14 protein-coding genes and 3 pseudogenes are annotated in these 15,835 nt (G+C 59.3%); 10 read left to right on the top strand and 7 right to left on the bottom strand.

Features of this window, described 5'->3' with window-relative positions; all coding sequences use genetic code 11:
- The 5 genes from B5M41_RS26175 to B5M41_RS26155 all read right to left on the bottom strand — a co-directional run.
- Positions 1 to 176, bottom strand: a 176-nt coding sequence (locus B5M41_RS26175; protein ID WP_230640356.1) for a transposase, incomplete at its 3' end; no start/stop codon positions are given.
- On the bottom strand, positions 143 to 469 hold the full coding sequence (locus tag B5M41_RS26170) for an NmrA family NAD(P)-binding protein (RefSeq protein ID WP_134652795.1): 327 nt from the start codon (positions 467 to 469) through the stop codon (positions 143 to 145). The genes B5M41_RS26170 and B5M41_RS26175, both read right to left, overlap by 34 nt.
- Before the next feature lie 53 nt (positions 470 to 522).
- Positions 523 to 1,104 (bottom strand): glutathione S-transferase family protein, encoded by a 582-nt coding sequence (locus tag B5M41_RS26165; protein ID WP_134652793.1) that lies wholly within the window; start codon positions 1,102 to 1,104, stop codon positions 523 to 525.
- A gap of 111 nt (positions 1,105 to 1,215) precedes the next feature.
- Positions 1,216 to 4,344: an efflux RND transporter permease subunit gene (locus B5M41_RS26160; RefSeq protein ID WP_134652791.1), complete on the bottom strand. Its 3,129-nt coding sequence runs from the start codon at positions 4,342 to 4,344 to the stop codon at positions 1,216 to 1,218.
- Entirely contained in the window at positions 4,344 to 5,447 is a 1,104-nt protein-coding gene (locus B5M41_RS26155) for an efflux RND transporter periplasmic adaptor subunit (RefSeq protein ID WP_134652799.1), read from the bottom strand. The genes B5M41_RS26160 and B5M41_RS26155 overlap by 1 nt, the downstream gene beginning before the upstream one ends.
- A 97-nt stretch (positions 5,448 to 5,544) precedes the next feature.
- Here B5M41_RS26155 and B5M41_RS26150 point away from each other — a divergent pair, with 97 nt between their 5' ends.
- From B5M41_RS26150 to B5M41_RS26135, 4 genes and pseudogenes are all read left to right on the top strand, one after another.
- Entirely contained in the window at positions 5,545 to 6,123 is a 579-nt protein-coding gene (locus B5M41_RS26150; protein WP_134652789.1) for a TetR/AcrR family transcriptional regulator, read from the top strand.
- A gap of 47 nt (positions 6,124 to 6,170) precedes the next feature.
- Positions 6,171 to 7,436, top strand: a complete 1,266-nt coding sequence (gene fabF / locus B5M41_RS26145) for a beta-ketoacyl-ACP synthase II (RefSeq protein ID WP_134652787.1) — start codon at positions 6,171 to 6,173, stop codon at positions 7,434 to 7,436.
- A 57-nt stretch (positions 7,437 to 7,493) separates the two neighbouring features.
- Positions 7,494 to 8,468: pseudogene (gene ftsZ, locus B5M41_RS26140) on the top strand (cell division protein FtsZ).
- Positions 8,469 to 8,515: 47 nt separating this feature from the next.
- Positions 8,516 to 8,710 carry a hypothetical protein gene (locus B5M41_RS26135; protein WP_230640373.1) on the top strand — a complete coding sequence of 65 codons (195 nt, stop codon included), beginning with the start codon at positions 8,516 to 8,518 and terminating at the stop codon, positions 8,708 to 8,710.
- Between the two features lie 43 nt (positions 8,711 to 8,753).
- On the opposite strand, the gene B5M41_RS26130 is transcribed toward B5M41_RS26135, so the two are convergent.
- A complete protein-coding gene (locus B5M41_RS26130) occupies positions 8,754 to 9,167 on the bottom strand; it encodes a MarR family winged helix-turn-helix transcriptional regulator (protein ID WP_134652785.1) in 414 nt (137 codons plus the stop codon).
- Between the two features lie 143 nt (positions 9,168 to 9,310).
- Here B5M41_RS26130 and B5M41_RS26125 point away from each other — a divergent pair, with 143 nt between their 5' ends.
- Complete coding sequence (locus tag B5M41_RS26125; protein ID WP_134652783.1) at positions 9,311 to 10,684, top strand: MATE family efflux transporter; 1,374 nt, start codon at positions 9,311 to 9,313, stop codon at positions 10,682 to 10,684.
- Between the two features lie 149 nt (positions 10,685 to 10,833).
- On the opposite strand, the gene B5M41_RS26120 is transcribed toward B5M41_RS26125, so the two are convergent.
- Positions 10,834 to 11,466, bottom strand: coding sequence for a TetR/AcrR family transcriptional regulator (locus tag B5M41_RS26120; RefSeq protein ID WP_134652781.1), 633 nt, complete (start codon positions 11,464 to 11,466; stop codon positions 10,834 to 10,836).
- A 219-nt stretch (positions 11,467 to 11,685) separates the two neighbouring features.
- Between B5M41_RS26120 and B5M41_RS26115 the strand changes: the two genes are divergently transcribed.
- The 5 genes and pseudogenes from B5M41_RS26115 to B5M41_RS26095 form a co-directional block, all read left to right on the top strand.
- Positions 11,686 to 12,579, top strand: a complete 894-nt coding sequence (locus tag B5M41_RS26115; protein ID WP_202402421.1) for an NAD(P)/FAD-dependent oxidoreductase — start codon at positions 11,686 to 11,688, stop codon at positions 12,577 to 12,579.
- 54 nt (positions 12,580 to 12,633) lie between these two features.
- Positions 12,634 to 13,013 (top strand): annotated as a pseudogene (locus B5M41_RS26110) (antibiotic biosynthesis monooxygenase family protein).
- A gap of 84 nt (positions 13,014 to 13,097) precedes the next feature.
- A complete protein-coding gene (locus tag B5M41_RS26105; protein WP_134652777.1) occupies positions 13,098 to 13,571 on the top strand; it encodes a methyltransferase family protein in 474 nt (157 codons plus the stop codon).
- A gap of 276 nt (positions 13,572 to 13,847) precedes the next feature.
- Positions 13,848 to 14,905, top strand: a protein-coding gene (locus tag B5M41_RS26100; protein WP_230640372.1) for an IS3 family transposase whose coding sequence is annotated in 2 segments (ribosomal slippage) — positions 13,848 to 14,199 and positions 14,199 to 14,905 — 1,059 coding nt in all. Because the reading frame shifts where the segments join, the coding sequence is not laid out codon by codon here.
- Between the two features lie 555 nt (positions 14,906 to 15,460).
- Positions 15,461 to 15,835 (top strand): annotated as a pseudogene (locus B5M41_RS26095) (IS6 family transposase); the annotation flags it as partial.

Here is a 15,835-nt window from a genome sequence, read left to right as displayed (position 1 = left end):
AGCCTGCGCCACCGATAAAGCAGATTGGGCGCGACGCCATGGCGGCGAGCGGTCGAAGATACCGTCTCGCCTGGTTCGAAACTCTGCTCAATGATCGTCAGCTTTTGCTCGGTTGTCCACCGCCTGCGGCGGACATCACCGGTCAGCAATTCAACGTGTCGATATGCGTTAGACATAAGCCTGTCCTCAAGCCTGTGCTTGAGCCTTTCTGCTTATGCCGACTGTCCGGTCGAAAGTGGGGGCAGTTCAATGCGCGAAAGGCTGATCGAAGGATCGCTTCATTTGCGAATGAACCCTCGAGCAGGGTTACGTTGCCCATCGCCTGAAGTTGTTGCGCCCGTTCTGACGCCAAATCTCGGGTTAGGGCCAGGACCTTGTATTTTCCATCCGCGACCAGCCCACGCACAACAGACATGCCTTGCGCTCCGGTGGCGCCGATGACGAAAATCCGTTTAATTTCAGATGACATGGACGGCTCCTTCAAATGTCGAACGGGCTTGCTCTGAATGCAGGTTCAGGCTGTCATGCCGAGCGGACAAGGTTTGCAGAGTCTTTTAGTGCTCTCTGAAAGGCGGGGCGCGCCTCCGCATGTTCCACGTAGTTGTGAAGATTCGGCTTATCATCGGGGACGTCACCACGTAGCGCGCGCAAGACTGATACCATCAGGAGGTCCCCTGCACTAAACGCTCCGTCGAGCCATTCTTTGTCCCCGAGCACCACTGATAGTTCGTGCATTCGCTGCTGCAAAAGCGAGAGGCTACCGAAAGAAACCGCGGGCTCTACTGTGTTCAGTGCTGCAAACATCCACATGACCGCGCGTGACCGGCTATTGCGATCAGCCGGCAGCAGGCCTGGATATTGCTGCGCGATATGATGGACGATCGCACCTGACTCGAACAGCACCAGATCTCCATCCTCATACAGCGGCATTTGTCCGAAAGAATGAGACTTCCGGTACTCTGGACGGCGCATTTCGGAGAACGTCAGCAATCGCAATTGATAAGGCTGACCGACTTCCTCAATCGCCCATCGCACACGAATATCGCGATGGAAACCTCGGCCGCCGTCAGGCGGATTTTTGAAAACGGATACGATCGGTGACATCTTGCTCCTGCTGTTTCGTCTGGCCGTAAGAACCTCTACCCCGGCATAGCCGGGGTAGGTTGGGACCTCGCTCTGTTGCAAAACCTTACGGTCGATGTCTGAGCCTGTCGGCTACTCTGCCGCAAGACGCATGTCGGGTTCCAGGTTATTGTCATCCTGGGAGTGCTCATGGTCGTGGTGCATAGCGCTGTCCTCGGTCGGCTTGATCCGGAACCAGGCGGCATAGAGTGCCGGCAGGAAGAGCAGGATCATCAGCGTGCCGACAGCCGTTCCGCCGATCAGCGTGTAGGCCATCGACCCCCAGAAGACCGAATGGGTCAGCGGGATGAAGGCAAGGACAGCGGCAAGGGCCGTCAGGATGACCGGGCGGGTTCGTTGCACCGTCGCTTCGATCACCGCGTGATAATCATCGAGACCTGCCGCCTTGTTGTCCTTGATCTGCTCGGTCAAAATAAGCGTGTTTCGCATGAGAATACCGGCGAGCCCGATCAATCCCAGAATAGCGTTGAAACCAAAGGGCTGATTAAAGAGAAGAAGCGCTGGCACTGCACCGGCAAGGCCGAGCGGAGCGGTCAGCATGACCATGGTCATGGTCGAGAGGCTGCGAACTTGTAGAATGATGACAATCAGCATTGCTGCGATCATCAATGGGAAGACCTTGACGAGGGCGTCGTTCGCCTTAAGCGATTCTTCGATATTGCCGCCCATCTCGATGCGGTAGCCGACGGGAAGCGAGGCGATCAGCGGCTGGAGGGCCGTCATCACGGCTTGTGAAACCTCAGGCGGTTGCGTTGCCTCGTTGATGTCAGAGCGGATGGTGATGACGGACGTGCGGTCTCGGCGCTTCATGATCGGCTCTTCGAACGTCACCTCGGAGTGTCCGATCTGGTCGAGCGGAACGGCGCGTCCGTCTCTGCTGATCAGGGAGAAATCTCCTAGCCGCGAGGGATCGAGGCGGATTTCTCCGCCGCTGCGGGCTACCACTGGAACGTTGCGGATGTTTTCGCGAACCTGGGTGATCGGAACGCCCGACAAGAGGAGCTGGATCTGCTGTGCCGCTTCAGCCGGAGAAAGCCCGATGAGGTTGAGCCGCTCCTGATCCGGGATAAACCGGACGACAGGCGTGCGGTTACCCCAGTCGCGGTTGGCCTGGCGAACGTCCGGCACGGTGTTCATGACGGCCCGCGCCTGTTCGGAGATCTCGTAGAGCTTTTTCGGATCGGGTCCCATGATACGGAACTCGACCGGAAACGGTGTGTAGGGACCGAACACGAGCTGGTTAACCCGCACGGCGGCTTCAGGTGCAAGACCTTCTGCGATGGCGGCCCTCAGGCGATGCTTCAGGGCTTCACGTCCCTGTGCATCAGGGGTGAGCGCGACGATTTTGGCAAAGGCGGGGTCGGGCAGTTCTGGCGACATGGCGAAGAAGAAGCGCGGCGCCCCTTGGCCAACATAACTGGTGACGATCTTGGATTCCGGCTGCTGCTTCAGCCACTTTTCCAACTTCTCGACGGTCGCCGTCGTTGTTTCAATGCTGGTGCCTTCGGGCAAGCGGACTTCGACCAGGACTTCAGGGCGGTCGGATGTCGGGAAGAACTGCTGCTTGACGCTGCCCATTCCGACGATCGAAAGGCCCATGATGACGACAACGGCGGCGCAGGTCAGGAACTTGTGGCGGACCGCAAACTTGATCACTGACCGCAGGCGCTGGTAGTTCGGCGTGCCGTAGATTGCCTCGTGGCCACCGGTGACCGGCTTGATGGCAGGAAGCATCTTGACGCCGAGATAGGGCGTGAACACCACCGCGATGATCCAGGACACGATGAGGGCAAAGCCGACGACCCAGAAGATGTTGCCGGCATATTCGCCGGCGCTCGATTGGGCGAAACCAACCGGCATGAGGCCGATGATGGTGACAAGCGTACCCGAGAGCATGGGTGCTGCCGTATGGCTCCAGGCATAGGCGGCGGCCTTGATGCGGTCCATGCCCTCCTCCATCTTCACCACCATCACCTCAATCGCGATGATAGCGTCGTCGACGAGGAGCCCGAGCGCGAGGATCAGGGCGCCGAGCGTGATGCGGTCGAAAAACCGTCCGGTTTCGAGCATGATGAGGAACACGACAGCGAGCGTCAGCGGCACGGCAAGCGCAACAACGATGCCGACGCGCCAGCCCAAGGCGATAAGACTGACGAACAGCACGACGCCGAGCGCCATGGCGAACTTGAGCATGAATTCGCCGACCGCCTCGTCGATGTTGACGGCCTGGTCGCTGACTTTCTCAAGGGTCATCCCGAGCGGAAGCGACTGGGCGATGGTCGCCGAGCGCTCCTCAAGTGCCTTGCCGAGTTCCAGACCATTCCATCCCGCCTGCATGACAGCACCGAGCATGATGGCGGGCTCGCCGTTGTGGCGGATGACGTAAGTCGCAGGGTCTTCGTAGCCGCGACGAATGTTGGCGAAATCGGATAGTTTCAGGGTGCGACCGCCGGCGACGATCGGTGTGTCGGCGATGGCCTGGATATTGTTGTAGGCACCATCGAACCGGATAAACACCTGTGGCCCCCGCGTATCGATCGAGCCGGCCGGCGTGACCGTATTCTGGTTCTGGAGAGCCGACGCGATGCTCTGGGCCGAGACACCGAGGGTCGCGAGCTTGGCGAAGGAGAATTCGACAAAGATCTGCTCGGGACGTTCGCCCAGAATATTGATCTTCTTGACGCCGGGCACGTGTAGCAGATCCTGCCGGATGGTTTCGGCCTGACGCACCAGATCACGCATTGGCATGCCCTTGGCCTTCAGGGCATAAAGGCCAAAACTGACGTCGGAATATTCATCGTTGACGAAAGGCCCAAACACACCCGGGGGCAGGTTTCGCGCCTCGTCGCCGAGTTTCTTGCGCGCCTGATAGAACTCTTCCTCTACCGCGCTGGCGGGCGTGTTATCCTTCAGCGTCACCGTCAGATAGGCATAACCGGGGCGTGTCGTTGTCTCGACACGATCATACCAGGTCAGTTCCTGAATACGCTTTTCCAGCGGCTCGGCGACAAGGTCCTGAATTTCTCGGGCGGTTGCACCCGGCCAGACGGACGTCACCGTCATCGTCTTGATGGTAAAGGACGGATCTTCCGCGCGCCCGAGGCTTAAAAACGCATAGACGCCTGCAGCCGCCAGGAGAACGATAAAAAAAAGGGTGACGGATCGCTCACGAACGGCAAGCGCGGAAAGATTGAAGCTCATCAGTTTGCCGCCTCTGCTTTTTCGACGCTGGTGCGAATTTTCTCGCCATCGGTCAGGAGATGGGCGCCGAGGGCGACAACCGTTTCTCCCGCTTTCAAGCCCGAGACGATTGCGGTGTCCTCGCTCAACCGTTCGACTTTCAAGGGACGGAAATTGACGCTGGAAGCCGTCTCATCGACGACCCAGGCCCCCGTGCGATTGCCATCGTCGAGAATGGACCCGAGTGGTATCTCGGCATGGGCCAGAGCATCTTTGTTGGCGATCTTGATCGTGACGGTCGCACCGAGCGGCGCATCGGCGGCCGTTCCTTGCAACACCCAGCGCGTCTCATAGGTGCGTGTCTGCGCATCGGCGGAAGCGGAGATCTGGCGCAGAACCGCATTGTCTTCAGCATCGCGACCGTAAATGCTCGCCTGAGCGGTAGCACCCGGCTCAGGTCTGAGGTTTTCCGGCATCCAGACCAAGGCCTCGCGCGCACCGGATTTGGCTAGCTTGACGACGGTCTGGCCGGCTGCAACCACCTGCCCCGGCTCGCCCAGGGTTTCGACAATCGTGCCGTCAGCGTCGGCCAGAAGAACAGTGTACGTCGCCTCGTTCTCGGCGACCGTCGCGTCAGCCTTGGCTGCGGCAAGCTGTGCTGTAGCAGTGTCCAGCACCGCTTTCGCTCTCTCGTACTGTTGCGTCGATGCGGCATTGGTCTTGACCAGCGCTGCAAAACGCTTCTCGTCGCTCACAGCCTGCACGTAAGTCGCCTGTGCGGCGGCGACCGCGTTGCGCTTTGCCGTCAGCGCAAGACGCAGATCGGTTCCGTCGATCTTCATCAGCGGCTGTCCAGCCTTGACGTCCTCGCCGAGATTGACGAGCCGCTCAACAATCTTGCCCGGAACCCTGAAGCCGAGATCGCTTTGAACACGTGCGGCGATCGTCCCGGTAAAGCTGCGCGAAGCGCTATCGGGCGCCCTGACTTTTACGACGCTGACAAGCGGGATCGCGGTCCTCGGATCAGCGGCTGCCGAGACTTTTTCCGTCGGCCAGAACATGACTGCCGCCGTCGCGGCACCCGCGATGATCACCGCTGTGGTGAGGAGAAACTTGGTTTTCATGTGCTGACCCTTCTTGACGGTCGAGGTATTCGGAATAGATTGCAATCTAACTCTAAAAGATTTATAGATGTCAAATGAAATCTAAAAGGAGAGCACGATGAGAGTCAGTCGCGTCCAGGCCGAAGCCAACCGGGAAGCCGTGATCAACGCGGCAAGCCGCCTCTTTCGCGAGCACGGATTTGACGGGATCGGTCTCAAGGATCTGATGAAGGGAGCCGGCCTGACACAGGGCGGCTTCTACAAGCAGTTCGAGTCCAAGGACGATCTTGCCGCACTCGCATCGCGCCGGGCGATGGAGAGCGCAACGCGCCGCTGGTCGTCCGTTGCCGCCTCCAGCAACGATCCACTCCAGGCAGTCGTCGATCTCTATTTGTCGGCAGGACATCGGGGCGAGACCGGCGATGGATGCCCTCTCGTCGCACTCGGCTCTGATGCGGCTCGTCAAAGTCCGGAGGTCCGGACGCCCTTCCAGGACGGGATCAAGGCCCATCTTCAGGTGCTGGAGGAACTCATCCCGAACGATGGTGCACCCGAGGCAGCCGAAAAGGCCATGGTCGTGCTGTCATTGATGGTCGGTGCGGTCACGCTTTCGCGGGTCATGACGGACGAAGCGATGTCCGATCGTGTTCTCGAAGCTGCATCGAACGAGGTGAAGCGCCTGGCTTCGACCGAATAGGTCTGGCGCCAAGCGTCTCTTCTCCAAAGTGAACAGGTGAAATCGTCATGCGTCGTATCGTCGTCACAGGCATGGGAGCGGTGAGCCCGCTCGGTGCCAGCGTCTCCAGTTCCTGGGCGCGGCTGTTAGCCGGTCAATCGGGCATTCGCCGCCTGCCGGAGGAAATCGTCGGCGATCTCCCCGCCAAGGTCGGGGGCGTCGTGCCGTCGATCGAAGACGATCCGGAAGCAGGTTTCAACCCCGACCTCATCCTCGCGCCGAAGGATCAGCGCAAGGTGGACCGCTTCATCCTTCTAGCGCTCGCCGCAGCCGACGAAGCCTTGGCACAGGCCAAATGGAAGCCCGCGTCCGAAGAGGGTCGCATGAGAACGGCAACTATTATTGCTTCTGGGATCGGGGGCTTTCCGGCGATTACCGACGCGGTCAGGACCGTCGATCAGAAAGGACCGCGGCGTCTGTCGCCATTCACGATCCCCTCGTTTCTCGTCAATCTGGCGGCGGGCCACGTCTCCATCCGCCATGGCTTCCGGGGTCCGTTGGGTGCGCCGGTGACGGCATGCGCCGCGGGTGTCCAGGCTATCGGCGACGCCGCCCGCCTTATCCGCGCTGGCGAGGCCGACATAGCAGTCTGCGGCGGGACCGAAGCCTGCATCAATACGGTCAGCCTCGGAGGCTTTGCGGCTGCACGGTCTCTGTCCGCAGGCTTCAACGATACGCCGGAGCTGGCCTCGCGTCCGTTCGATATGTTGCGCGACGGCTTCGTCATGGGCGAAGGTGCTGGCGTGCTGGTCATCGAAACCCTCAGCCATGCCCTGGCGCGCGGTGCAGAGCCGCTTGCCGAACTGGTCGGCTACGGCACGACGGCCGATGCCCATCATATCACGTCCGGTCCGGAGGACGGCTCCGGAGCCGCTCGCGCCATGCGGATCGCCATTAAGCAGGCCGGTATCGCGCCGGAAGAGATCCAGCATCTCAACGCCCATGCCACGTCGACTCCAGTCGGGGATCGTGGCGAGATCGAAGCGATCAAATCGGTATTTGGCTCGGGATCGGGCCTTGCCGTGAGTGGCACGAAGTCGGCAACCGGTCACCTTCTCGGAGCGGCCGGTGGCCTGGAAGCGATCTTTACCATCATGGCACTCAGGGACCAGATCGCACCGCCGACGCTCAACCTCAATGCTCCCGACCCCGCAAGCGACGGGATCGACATCGTTGCAAAGCAGGCGCGCCCGCATCTGATGAACTACGCCATTTCGAACGGATTCGGTTTTGGCGGTGTCAACGCCAGCGCCGTGTTCAAACGCTGGTCGTAGGCCCTTCGATTGGCCGATGTCCCTTTCGATGCTCCAGCCAGCAAGAGGATAACAGCTATGATGAACGCTCAATACCGCACGGTCGACCAACTGCCCAAAATCACCGTGATCGGGGTCGACGGCGGTGGTGGAAACGCGGTCGACAACATGATCGCGAAAGAGGTGGCCGGAGTGGACTTCCTGGCAGCCAATACCGACGCGCAAGCGCTTGCCAAATCATCGGCGCCGCAGATCGTCCAGCTTGGCCCGCAGCTCACTGAGGGACTTGGCGCGGGTTCCCTGCCCGATATCGGACGTGCAGCCGCCGAGGAGTCGATCGGCGATCTGATGGCCTACCTGACCCGTGCCGACATGCTGTTTCTGGGTGGCGGGACCGGGACAGGCGCCATGCCGGTTATCGCACGCGCGGCCCGCGCGGCAGGCATTTTGACCGTCGCTGTCGTCACCGAGCCCTTCATGTTCGAAGGGTCTCACCGCTTGCGCCAGGCGCGAGCCGGGATTGAGGCTCTTGTTTAGAGCGCGGATACCGTGATCGTTGTGCCGAACCAGAGCCTGTTTAGCCTTTCCAATCCGCATACGACCCTCGCAGAGGCCTTCGCCATGGCGGATGCGGTGCTGCATGCCGGCGTCAGCTCGGTCGTCGATCTGATCTTGAAGGAAGGCATCGTCAATCTCGATTTCGCCGACGTCCGCGCCGTCATGCAGGGCATGGGCAGAGCCGTCATGAGCACCGGCGAGGCGAGCGGGCCCGACCGAGCGGCCAAGGCCGCGAAGGCGGCGGTGGAAAACCCGCTGTTCGGCGACGCCGTCCTCAGCGGCGCAAGGGGTGTTCTTGTTTCGGTTTCGGCTGGCCGGGACCAGACCTTGCACGAAGTCGACGAGGCCGCCAGCCGCGTTCGCGAAACAGTCGACACGGAGGCGGAAATCATCTTTGGCGCCGCCTTCGACCCTGGTCTTGGTGACACGATGCGTGTGTCGATCGTGGCGACAGGCTTGCAGTCTGAAGAGATCGCCATGGGGCGCGTCGCATAGCGCATTGTCGTCGCGCTGGGATTCAGGAATTTCGACCGAGACGGAGCATGAAGATGTGGAAGCGTTTTTGGGCAAAATGGCGCATTTGGGAAGAAGCGCTCGGCGGTATCGATGGTCTGCAAGGAGACCATCTCATCAGCCTGGAGAGGCGCGTAGCGAGCCTCGAAAACAGAGTGGCAATCCTGAAGGAGCGCGGTGACCCGACTGATGGCTTGAGCGACGGCCTCGATCTTTGTTCCTGATTGCTATGAGCAGGCCTCGTAACGATAAAACTTCCCTCTATTCTCAGGGTTGGGACAGCAAGCGCAGCGCGGCCACAACCTCTTCGAGAACACCATGCGCTGCCAGCTTCTGTTTGATCGCGTCATCCATTGTGTTCAGGATCTTTCGGGGCGATTGAAGCCGCATCTCCCCTTCCGGCGTCAGCTTCACGCGCCGGTCAACGACATCTTCCGTGATGACGACGAACTGGCGTTTCAGCAAGGGTTTCGGGTTCGCCGAAACCGTCGAGGGATCAAGACCGAGCGCAATGCGCAGGTCTGTCACCCGCGGGCAATCCAGCGCGGCGATCGTTTCAAGCACCACCGCCTGCTCTACAGTGAGTTCGTGGATCTTGAGTGCCGCATTGATCTTGCGCGACAGGCGTCGGTTGGGTCGAAGGACGGCGGAACAGAGATCGTCGTTTTGGGTGGAGTTCATCTTTTCTGTCCGATAGCGACCGCGATGCTGAGCGCAGTGCGCGAGTTTTTTCGTCTGATAGATTTTGAACGTAATCCATCATTGACTTAGATGCTGATAGCAATCTAAGTCAATATGCGCGCGGCGCGTTGAAGGGATTTTCCATGAACAGCACATCGTCGGCGCAAACGCCGTCTTCCCCGTCACGCAGGAATATACCTCATGCACTCAGCGGGCCGGTTGCGCCTGCCATTCTGCGTCTTGCGGCGCCGACCGTGCTCGTACTCGTGGTGCAGACCATGGTTGGCGTGGCCGAAACATACTTCGTCAGCTTTTTAGGGACAGAAGCGCTGGCTGGCGTCACGCTGGTCTTTCCCATTCTGATGCTGATGCAGATGATGGCGAACGGTGGGATCGGTGGCGGAACCGCGGCGGCAATCGCCCGCGCATCGGGTGCTGGCCGTCACGACGATGCCAATGCCCTCCTTTGGCATTCGATCGTCCTCGCCTGCGGTCTCGGTGTCGTCTTCTCCGCAGTCGCCTTCATGATCGGGTCGACGCTTTACCAGGCGATGGGCGGGACCGGCGGGACTTTATCGGCGGCGATGACCTACTCGATGGTGGTGTTTTCCGCCTCTGTGCCGATCTGGCTGACGGCGATGATGTCATCAGCGCTTCGAGGCGCCGGCAATGCCCGCTTTCCTGCCATGGTAACGATTTCTGGAACCTTCGTCCTGCTTCCGCTCTCTCCCACATTGATATTCGGGTGGGGACCGTTTCCGGCTTTGGGCGTCGCTGGCGCCGGGCTCGCGGTCGCAGTCTACTATCTCATCACAGCGACGTGGCTGTTTGTCCACCTTCGCAGCGTCGGCAGTGCCCTCAAGTTCAGGCCTGTCCCGCTTGAACGGCGCCTGTTCGGGGAAATCCTTGGCGTCGGTCTGCTGTCCGCTATTGGTACCATTCAGGTGAATATAACGGTGACCTTCGTTACGGCGACCGTTGGCCACTTTGGCACGGAAGCGCTGGCAGGCTACGGCATTGCGTCCCGTCTTGATTATCTTCAGATCCCCATCCTGTTCGGGTTGGGCACGGCCATCGTCACCCTGGTCGGCATCAATATCGGCGCAAACCAGATCGAGCGCGCGCGGAAAATAGCGTGGACGGGGGCAGGCATGGCGTTTGCTTTCTCGACAACCGTCGGTCTCGTGGTCGCGATCTGGCCGCAGTTATGGATGGGGCTGTTCACAGATGATCCCGATGTTGCCGCGCAAGGTGCGCTCTACCTGCACATCGTGGCGCCATTCTATGGCGCCGTGGGACTGGGGCTTGCGCTTTACTTCGCAAACCAGGCGGCAAAGCGCGTGTTCCTGCCGGTGCTTGCTGGCACGGCCAGGATGGTCGTCGCCGCATTTCTGGGCTGGTCCGCTGTAGCGTTGTGGGGTGCCAACCTCACGCAACTATATTGGATCGTTGCAGTGGCTGCAGCGCTTTACGGCATGCTGACAGCCTTCGCGGTCTACCGACAGACCTGGAAATGAAGCCTCTCACTCGCGCTTTGGGACGGGCATAGAGCCGAGCCTGTCCTCGTTCCCGTCCATGTCAAAATCTGTCAGAAAGCACATTAAGCGTATGTTAGCGCAGGTCTGGCGCCTCGTTCATCAGCGCCGGATCGCAATGCTTGGCAGCTTTACCGTCCCTTGTGCGCGTTGATAAATATGGCGACGGCCGATCGGCAATAGGATTCGATCTCTTTCTCATCATTTGCTTTCGCCACGTCAAAGCGTGCGACGAGCAAGAGATCGGAACCCTTGAAAAGTGCGGCAAACAAGCGGGCGGATTGAAGAGGATCGGGCACGAACAGAAGTGACTTTGCATGCAGCTGACGCAACAGGCCCTCGATCTGCGCAATGATATGGGCAGGACCTGCTTCGTAATGCATCTTGCTCAACGACTTCTGGTTTGGCGTGTCGGCCATGACCATGGCTTCAGCATTGCGGACCTCCGGGCGCAGAAGCGAGCGAAGCAGCGACGATCCCGCCGCCATGAGCTGATTTTCGGCTGAACCATCGACGCCTTCAAAAAGTTTCGGCGGCACTAACTGCTGGCAGCGGGCCGCAAAGGCCGCGCCAAACAGCGCCTCCTTGTTTTCGAAGTGCTTGTAGATGCTGAGCTTGGATATCTTCGCTCGCTGGGCAACCTTGTCCAATGTCGCTGCATGAAATCCCAGTTCCTCAAACAGGTCGCACGCTGCATCAACGATCGTTTGACCAAGCGCCTCGTTGGCAGGCCGGCCGCGCCGGTTTTGGACATTTTCACTCATGGCTATTTGCGATCCTTGACAGTATCGTTATTTAGCCTTACGATACCACCCAGTATCTGAAATATGCAAGTCGAAACCGCTGACCCCAGCCACGAGGCCGCCATGCAACGACGAGCACTGCTGAAACTGGCCGCGTTTTCCGCCATTGGTATTCCTCTCGCTCCAGTAACTGCAAAGTCCAACCCAACCCTCATTACCCGCAACACGGAGCCCACAATAATGAACGACGTCATCATCATCGGCGGCAGCTTTGCTGGACTCGCCGCTGCCCTGCAGCTCGGTCGTGCCCGCCGCAAAGTCATCGTTCTCGATACCGGCCTGCAGCGCAACCGCTTCGCTGGCCGCTCGCACGGTGTGCTCGGTCACGATGACAAGCCACCGTCCGCAATCCTGACCGAAGCGCGGCAGCAACTTGCGCGGTATCCTGCAATCAAGATGGTCAATGCCCGCGCCGACAATATCTCCGGCACCATCGACAATTTCTCCGTCCGCACTGGTGATGGTGAAACCCTGAGTGCGCGCCGCGTGATCCTGAGCTACGGCGTTGTTGACCAGATGCCTGCTGTCCCGGGTTTTGCCGAGAACTGGGGCACATCCGTCATCCCATGCCCATACTGCGACGGCTTCGAAGTTGCTGACCAGCATTGGGGCCTCGTCTGGTTCCGCCCACAGTCGCACGTTCAGGTCAAACTGTTTCAGCATTGGACTGACAAGTTGACTGTCTTCGCAGATGGTCACGACATTGCCCCCGATGTCCGGACCGAGCTCGCGCATCGCAATATACCGATCGTTGAGGGCAGGCTCAGTGAGATTGGACGTCATGGCGACCATGGCGCCACCATCAAACGCGAGGGTGGTCCCGATGTCGCGGTCGACATCCTGTTCGCGCATCCGCCGATCAAGCCGTCTGCAACCCTGCATGACGCATTGGGACTTGACACAGTCGATACACCCCTCGGCAGCGTTCTCAAGGCCGACGAGCGACGCGAGACGAGCATGCCCGGCATCTACGCCGCCGGCGATCTGGCCACCCCCGGGATGCCCTCGGTCACCAACGCAATATGGCAGGGCGCGACCGCGGGCATCTCCGCTCAGCAATCGCTGCTGGTTTAAGAGCAGGAAGCTTCGATCCCCTGCTTCAATTTCACGATAGACAGGACCGCTACCATGGCCGTCGCAAAACCATTCATACCTCTCGATGAGAAATTTCCTTTCGACCGCCAACTCGGCATCGCGGCCGCGCCTCTTGTGCTCATCAACTTCTTCACCGTCGTTGATCCCGCCGACGATGCGGGCTTTCTGGAGGCTTTCAAGGCGGCAGCTGAGGTCATAACGAAGCAACCGGGCTTCATTTCCATGCAACTGCATCGAGCGATCGGCGATAGCCCGACTTACCTGAGCTATGTGGTGTGGGAATCCACCGATGCGGTCCGCGCCGCCTTTACTGATCCCGCGTTCCTCGCAAAACTTCCAGCATATCCGTCGTTGGTCGACCCAGACCGCATCTGTTTCAGAAGGTTGCTGTTCCCGGCTTCTGCGTTGCCTGACCTGGGAAATACTAAAATCGCGATGACGGGGATCTCGACCCAGCAGTCGATGCTGGTTTTAAGAGCTTAGATAGGAGGATGAGCATGGGTGTCGAACCGGACAGCGCGGGTGTGCATTTTCCTCCTCCCTTCGTCTATCTGGGAGCGCTGCTGTTGGGACTGTCGGCGGAACGGTACGTCACCCTGCGCTCGTTCGGCATCGACTGGCGGCTTCTGGCCGCGATCGGCGCGGTACTGTTCATTGCTGGCGTGGTATTGATGGTTGCGGCGGCCGGGCTGTTTCGCCGACTTGGCACCAACACGCCACCGTCGCGGCCAACCACCCTTATCGTAACGACCGGCCCCTATCGGTGGACCCGCAATCCCATGTATCTCGCTATGGCGCTTATCTATGCCAGCCTTGCGATCGGCTTGGACGGGCCGATCGCCCTCGCCTTGCTCCCGTTGGTGCTGATCGCGATCCAAACGCAGGTGATCGCCCGCGAGGAGCGCTATCTGGAAGCAAAGTTCGGGGACGACTACCGCCGCTACAAGGCCAGGGTTCGCCGCTGGTTCTGACTATTCGCTGCTGCCGCACCGAAGCCAGTGTTGGTATCCATCGTCTGACCGCTCTTGGAAACGCATGACATGCATGGACTTAGCACACGTCAGCTTTGACTCGCCAGACAGCACCTTCACTCGCTGCGAAGTGAGGATCCCGCGGTCAACCGGCAGATATTGCGGACACGTTGGGCTGTTAGTCTTCTGACGTATACATCACGTAGTTGGGATTGTTTGAATAGCTCCTAGATTTGTAGACACCTTCTTTCCTGCTTTTGAGGCAGGAAGAGCATCATGAGCAAATCGAATTTCAGCGAAGATTTTAAGCGCGACGCCGTGCGTCAGATCACGGAGCGAGGCTATCCGGTTGCGGAGGTTTCTCAGCGTCTCGGCGGGAGCCAGCATTCCCTGTATGAATGGAAGAAGAAGTTTGCCGCGTCGAACGCCAAGGGCAACGATGAGGCCGAGGAGATCAGGCGGCTGAAGAAGGAACTGGCTCGCGTCACCGAGGAGCGAGACATCTTAAAAAAAAGCGGCCGCGTATTTCGCCAGGGATGCAAAGTGAAGTACGCGTTCATTGCTCTGCATCGCTTGCAGTTTTCGGTGCGGACGATGTGCCGCCTTCTGCGGGTTCACCCGAGTGGATTTACACCTGGCTGAAGAACCCGCTGAGCAGGCGAGCCAACGAGGATAAGCGACAGACCGATCTGCTCCTGAAGGCATGGGAAGAGAGCGGCAAGGTCTACGGTTATCGCAAGCTGCACGACGACCTTCTCGATCAGGGAGAGATGTGCTGCCCAAACCGGGTCGCGTGCCTGACGCGTCTCGCCGGGATCAAGGCGCAGATCGGCGACAAACGCCGTCCCGGCATCTATGGCGGCAGGCCTGCCGTCGCTATCGACAACACACTCGACCGGCAATTTGACGTCGCGGCTCCGGACAAGGCCTGGGTCACGGACATCACCTACATCCGAACCTGCGAGGGCTTCGCTTACCTTGCGGTCGTCATCGACCTCTATTCTCGCCGGGTCATCGGCTGGGCGATGCAGAGCCGACAGACCACGGACGTCGTATTGCAGGCTCTGCTCATGGCGGTGTGGAGGCGAAAGCCGAAGGACAAGGTGCTGGTTCACTCGATGAGCCGACGCGGCAACTGCCATGACAATGCGGTGGCCGAGAGCTTCTTCAATCTTCTGAAGCGGGAGAGGATACGTCGCAGGGGCTACCGTTCACGCGATGAAGCTCGCCAGGATGTGTTCGACTACATCGAGATGTTCTACAACCCGAAACGCAAGCACGTCAGAAACGGAATGCTGTCGCCCGTAGAGTTCGAGAGGCAGCAGAAAATCTAACCCGAGGGGGTCTACGAAACTCGGGGCTATTCATTGTTCCCGATCGTTAGGATGATCCTCACCCCCGAATTTTTGTTCATTATGGTTTAACATTATGGCATCGCAGCAGCTGATCCGTCTTCCAACGATGAGGAGGAAATCCCGTCCCCGCGTCCCTATGAAAGATGTATGCCTCACCCGAAGCTGGCTGTTTTGATAGCGTCGTGAGCTCTTCTCCTTACAGGACGCGTTCGATCGCTCCCACGGTCGCGCGCACGATCTTGTCCACCTCCTCCCGCGTCAGGCACAGCGGCGGCGCAAAGCCAAGGGTCTCCCTGCGGGGCATTGTAAAATTAACCGGAAAGAAGCAGTAGTAGGATCTGCCGCGTGCATCGCTCACGACAGCGCATCAAGTTTTCGTTCGCGAAAGACAGCAAGGGTTTCAACAACGTACGAGACTTTGTCGAGCAGTTGGAAAAGGCCGAAGTACCGTTGGTAGCAAAACCCTAAGCGGTGTGAACGTTGGCGGCTACCATCGACAGCAAGACAGCGAAGAGCTCATACTTTCAAACGGCGATGTCACGTTGTTTGCGGCTTAACGGTTCGTGGATAATGGGGTTGAGATGAGCAAGCCCATTATCAGCTACAAGAATCACCGCTTTCCGCCGCAGATCATCGCCCACGCTGTCTGGCTGTATTTTTGGTTCCCTTTGAGCCTGCGGCTGGTCGAGGAAATGCTGTTGGAGCGCGGCATTGTTGTATCTTATGAAACGATCCGGCGATGGGGCCGCAAATTCGGCCCGGCTTACCAAAGCAGTTACGCAGAAAGAAGCCGTCGCGAAGGCACATCTGGCATCTGGACGAGGTTGTGATTTCCATCGGCGGCCGAAAGCACTGGCTGTGGCGCGCTGTCGATCAAGACGGTTATGTTCTCGACGAGGTCGTCCAGAC

It is taken from the genome of Shinella sumterensis, from assembly GCF_004514425.2.
Lineage (GTDB): Bacteria > Pseudomonadota > Alphaproteobacteria > Rhizobiales > Rhizobiaceae > Shinella > Shinella sumterensis.
The sequence above is the reverse complement of the archived record's forward strand: the minus strand, read 5'-3'. Positions and strand labels throughout refer to the sequence as shown.